Origin of the sequence: Atribacter sp. (genome assembly GCF_035418125.1) — a bacterium.
Taxonomy (GTDB): Bacteria; Atribacterota; Atribacteria; order Atribacterales; family Atribacteraceae; genus Atribacter; species Atribacter allofermentans.
Window position 1 is genome coordinate 1 of record NZ_DAOLQM010000158.1, and the last position, 5,089, is coordinate 5,089.

Here is a 5,089-nt window from a genome sequence, read left to right on the forward strand (position 1 = left end):
AGTACTTTTTTCAACTATTACGACAACTTTTTTAGATATTTACTCAACAGCAGTTTCTTTTATGAATATTAAGCCGAGAGTAAAAGAAAAGGTTGCAACTTTCATTTTTGGAATATCTGGCACCGGACTGGCGCTTTTCTTCCCTGTGGACCGTTATGAAAGTTTTTTATATTTCATCGGATCAATTTTCATTCCTTTGTTTGGAGTGGTTCTTTTCGACTACTTTGTTTATCGGAAAAGAAATGTTGATGTCAATCAACTTTTGCACCAGAAAGAATACGACCTTTTAGCTTGGTTGGCTTGGGCGGGCGGGTTCGTTATTTATCGATTATTTTTGAATTATTTGCCGGTTTTTAGCGCATCCCTTCCCAGTCTTTTTTCTTCCGGCACTCTATATTTGGTGTTAAAAAAATGGATAAAAAAATAATTCAACAATGTGTTTCATTGCTACCAATTATTCGTCAAAAGAAGCCCCTTATTCACCATATAACCAATATGGTAACCGCCAATGATAATGCCAACGTCACATTGGCGATTGGTGCTTCACCAGTAATGGCACTCTCGAAGGTAGAAGTTGAAGAAATGGCTGCTCATGCCGATTCTTTGGTTTTGAATTTGGGAATTTTAAATCCAGATGTTATCGAGAGTTGCCGATTAGCTGGGAAAGTAGCCAATCAAAAGAGGATTCCGGTTATTTTAGATCCGGTTGGGGCGGGAGCCACTCAATATCGAACCAACTCAGCTAAGGAAATACTCTCTGAAATCAAGATAGCTATTATACGCGGGAATGCTGGTGAAATATCCGCTCTTTTAGGTGAACCGCGATTAATTCAAGGTGTAGATGCTGTCTCCACCAATTTATCTATTTCAGATTTAGCTCGGGAAGCCAGCCGGCGTTATGGAACAATAGTGGCAGTGACGGGAAAAGTTGATTTTATCAGTAATGGGATTCATCTTATTTCAGTTTTTAACGGCCATCCATGGTTAACATTTTTAACTGGAACCGGATGCATGGTTTCTTCTCTCTGTGCCACTTTTGCTTCCGTTGAAGAGGATCATCTCATATCAACCACTGCCGCTATAGGATTTTTCGGTGTTTGTGCGGAAATTGCTGCTAAAAAAGTAGAGGGTCCAGGGCTTTTTCACCAGGTTTTATTTGATGTTATATATAATATGGATGTTGAAAATTTTGCTTCTTCTTTGCAAGTTGAGGTGGAAACATGATTGATTATTCTTTATATGTGATTACTGATCGAGATTTACCGAGAAATAGAACCCTAATCGAAGTGATTGAGGAAGTTATCCAGGGGGGCGCCACAATCATTCAATTACGCGAAAAAAACCTTCCAACCCGGATCTTTTTTGAGAATGCACGAACGGTTCGAAAAATTACCAAAACAACTGGAATTCCATTGATCATTAATGATCGTCTGGATATTGCTTTAGCAGTGGGCGCCGATGGTGTACATCTCGGTGATGAGGATTTGCCTTTAAAATATGCTCGGGAAATAGCTCCTCATTTTATTATTGGCTATTCGGCTGATTCAGTCCATCAAGCCCAAAAAGCCGAAGAGGATGGAGCTAATTACCTGGGGGTCGGAAGTGTTTTTCCTACTCAAACAAAGATCGATGCCGGTATGGCTATTGGTACCAAACGGTTGAGGGAGATTAAAACGGCGGTTTCGATACCGGTCATTGCTATTGGCGGTATTACCTTAGAAAATCTTCCCGAAGTAATCCAATCCGGAGTTGATGGAGTGGCAGTCATCTCAGCGATAGTTGCTGCTGACTCGCCTTTTGAAACAACGAAAAGATTTCGATACATAATTGATACATTTAGAAAGGGGAAAACATGTCAACCCTAACTGATATTGGGGAATTTGGGCTTATCGATTTAATTAAAAAAAAGTTTACACCTTACGGTCCTGAAACCGTAGTTGGGATTGATGATGACTGTGCTGTTGTTACGGGAAGAGAAGGGTTTTATACTCTTTACACCTGTGACTCTCAGGTAGAAGGATCTCACTTTATAACCGATTTAGTTCCTCCCTATTTACTGGGACAAAAGGTTTTATCAGTAAACTTAAGCGATATTGCCGCCATGGGAGGAACACCTCGTTTTGCTCTTTTATCCTTGGTCCTTCGCTCGAATGTTTCGATTCGATGGATAGACACCTTTTTAGAAGGATTTCGTTATAAGGCAAACCAGTATGCTGTTGAGGTTATTGGAGGAAACCTAGCTCATACCGAGGGCAAACTGATATTCGATGTAACTTGTATTGGAGAAGTGAAGAGAAACCGACTTTTGCTACGAAATCAAGCCCGTGTTGGAGATTTGATTCTGGTAACTGGTTCTTTAGGTGATGCTGCTGCCGGACTGAAGATCCTTTTAGAAGAACAAAAAATGAATACGGCAAAGAAGCAATATCTTTTAAATCGATATTTTTTGCCCGAACCACGAGTAGAGGTGGGGAGAATCTTGGCAGATAGTAAAGATAGAATTGCACTCATTGATATATCTGATGGTTTCGCGCAGGATTTAGGGCATATTTTAAAACAGAGTCAGGTAGGTGCAATTATTGATCCAGAAAGAATCCCACTTTCTCGACAGCTCATTTCCTGGTGTTCAGAACAGAATTGTTATCCTCTTGATTATGCATTTAGTGGAGGAGAGGATTACGAACTTATTTTTACTACAACTCCTCAAAATGCTGATGAACTTCGAAATAAAATCCAGCGTGAGGTTGGAGTTCCGGTGACTATAGTTGGTGAAATCACCACTGGAAGTAATCTCATATTTGAAAAGAATGAGCAAAATTATGAATTTCATACCCAGGGATGGAATCATTTTTCCTCTTTTTAAAAAATATTCATTCTAACAGCAATGTCTAACGACTATTTGCTGATGAAAAAAAAGCTAAAAATAGGAAAAAATGACAGTGCGGAGGAATTTTCATGTTAAAACGAGTCCTTACTATTGCCGGTTCTGACTCAGGAGGAGGAGCGGGTATCCAGGCTGATTTAAAGACTTTTTGTGCCTTTGGTGTTTATGGAATGACGGCGATAACCGCGGTCACTGCCCAGAATACCCATGAGGTCTTATCAATTACTGCCCTGAATTCGGCAGCAGTTTATAATCAGATTAAAGCAATTGCTGAAGATATTGGGGTTGATGCAGTCAAAACCGGGATGCTTTTTAATGCTGAGATCATTGAGGCAGTGGTTGAAGCGATAAAAAATTTTTCACTACCTCAATTAGTTATTGACCCAGTTATGGTTTCAAAATCAGGACGTTATTTGCTTGAATCAGAGGCGATCCATAGCTTTAAAGAAAAAATATTACCACATGCCCAGGTGGTTACACCCAATCTAAATGAAGCCTCGGTTTTATCAGGTATATCAGTTCTTACCCCAGACGAAATGAAACAAGCAGCCCGTATTATCCATCAAATGGGACCAAAATATGTCTTAATCAAGGGTGGGCATTTAGCCGGCGAGGAAATGATGGATATTCTTTTTGATGGAAAGAAAGATGTAATTTTTCCGGTACAGCGACAAATGACTAAAAATACTCATGGAACCGGGTGTACCTATTCGGCTGCCTTAGCATCTCTTTTGGCGTTGGGATATGATGTTCTCGCCGCAGTAAAAATAGTTCGTCGATATATGGATATAGTTATTCGATATTCTCTTAGTTTGGGGAAAGGCTTTGGTCCAACCAATCATCTCGCCCCGCTTTTTCTCAAATGTGGTTTAAATCCTGAAAAGGGAGGATGGAATTGGTAGCTGTGGAATAGGAATGAGATTATCCTGTTTATATGTGGGGTAACTATAAATAGTTTATAATAATACCTGGCGACTTATCTTGGGGGTGGGATTATGCAGAAACGAAAATTGGGAAAAACCAATCTGGATATTTCGGTAATGGGGTTAGGTGGATTTCATTTAATAGAGCTTAGTGAGAAAAATGCCCTTGAAATAATCAATCGATACTTAGATCGGGGCGGTAATTATTTGGAAACAGCTGCTGGGTATGGATTTGGGAATTCAGAATTGAAAATTGGAAAAGTAGCAAAAAACCGCCGTCAAGAGTTTATCCTGGCGAGCAAGAGCATCGAAAGAAAGAAAAAGGAGCTTTTAGCATCAATTGATGAGAGCTTGAAAAGATTGCAAACCGATTCGATTGATATCTTTTTTCTCCACGAATTTGGAAGACATGAGTTCGTTGATATAGCATCCGGACCTAATGGAGCGTTGGAAGGATTAGAGGAAGCGAAAAGATTAGGGAAAATCCGTTTTACTGCATTTTCGAGTCATACCGGTCCAGAGGTTGCCTTGCGAGCACTTAATACTTATCCTTTTGATGTGATTATGATCCCCCTAAACTTTTTCGACCGTTTTAACTTTCCTGCCTGGGAATCTCAGGTTATACCAGCTGCCCTGGAGAAAAATGTCGGTTTATTGGCCATGAAGGTTTTTGCCGACGGGTTACTCTGGAAGAATTGGGAAAATGCGCTTCGTTACACTCTGAGTCTACCAATTTCTTCGGCTATAATTGGAGCTAATACCCTTGAATATTTGGAAAAGGATATTCAATTTATAAATACCATTCAAGCTATGAGTGAAAAAGAAAAAGAACAACTTTTCTTAAAAGCTTCAGAACTTGGCCAGTATGTTTGTCGACAATGTGATAAATGTTTACCCTGTCCGGAGAAAATTAATATCCCTTGGATATTTGCCTTAGAAGGACAATGGGACCGCCAATTGGCCGATGGTGTGGTTCGTGACCCTGGTGAATACGCACTGCGTGATCGATTACGTTTTTGGTTTGGCAACCAAGATTATGCTCAAGAAGCTTATAAAAAAGTTGATCCCAAAGCCCTGGCTTGTAGTGAATGTGGTGAATGTATTCCTCGCTGTCCCTACCACCTTCCAATAATTGAAAAATTAAAAATTGCCCATGATAAATTGACTGATACCCGTCCACCGGTGAAAATCCGGATTATTTAAGGATAGCAAAGAATGATCCGGAGCTAGAAAGAGATTTTCGCCTTCATTTTCCTGTCTTTCATTAAAGGAGGAAGAACCT

Annotated in this window: 6 protein-coding genes; all 6 read left to right on the plus strand. The window is 39.9% G+C overall.

Going from position 1 to position 5,089, the window contains the following annotated elements; all coding sequences use genetic code 11:
• A partial coding sequence (locus PLK24_RS08120) for a cytosine permease (RefSeq protein ID WP_324478017.1) occupies positions 1–427 on the plus strand: 427 nt, incomplete at its 5' end.
• Positions 412–1,224, plus strand: coding sequence for a hydroxyethylthiazole kinase (thiM, locus tag PLK24_RS08125; protein ID WP_324478019.1), 813 nt, complete (start codon positions 412–414; stop codon positions 1,222–1,224). The genes PLK24_RS08120 and thiM, both read left to right, overlap by 16 nt.
• The gene (thiE, locus tag PLK24_RS08130; RefSeq protein ID WP_324478020.1) at positions 1,221–1,865 is read left to right on the plus strand and encodes a thiamine phosphate synthase; all 645 of its coding nucleotides are present in this window, start codon (positions 1,221–1,223) and stop codon (positions 1,863–1,865) included. Before thiM ends, thiE begins: the two co-directional genes overlap by 4 nt.
• The gene (gene thiL / locus PLK24_RS08135; RefSeq protein ID WP_324478023.1) at positions 1,853–2,863 is read left to right on the plus strand and encodes a thiamine-phosphate kinase; all 1,011 of its coding nucleotides are present in this window, start codon (positions 1,853–1,855) and stop codon (positions 2,861–2,863) included. The genes thiE and thiL overlap by 13 nt, the downstream gene beginning before the upstream one ends.
• A gap of 92 nt (positions 2,864–2,955) precedes the next feature.
• Positions 2,956–3,786 (plus strand): bifunctional hydroxymethylpyrimidine kinase/phosphomethylpyrimidine kinase, encoded by an 831-nt coding sequence (gene thiD, locus PLK24_RS08140; RefSeq protein WP_324478025.1) that lies wholly within the window; start codon positions 2,956–2,958, stop codon positions 3,784–3,786.
• Between the two features lie 93 nt (positions 3,787–3,879).
• On the plus strand, positions 3,880–5,010 hold the full coding sequence (locus tag PLK24_RS08145; RefSeq protein WP_324478027.1) for an aldo/keto reductase: 1,131 nt from the start codon (positions 3,880–3,882) through the stop codon (positions 5,008–5,010).
• The last annotated feature ends 79 nt before the right edge of the window (positions 5,011–5,089 follow it).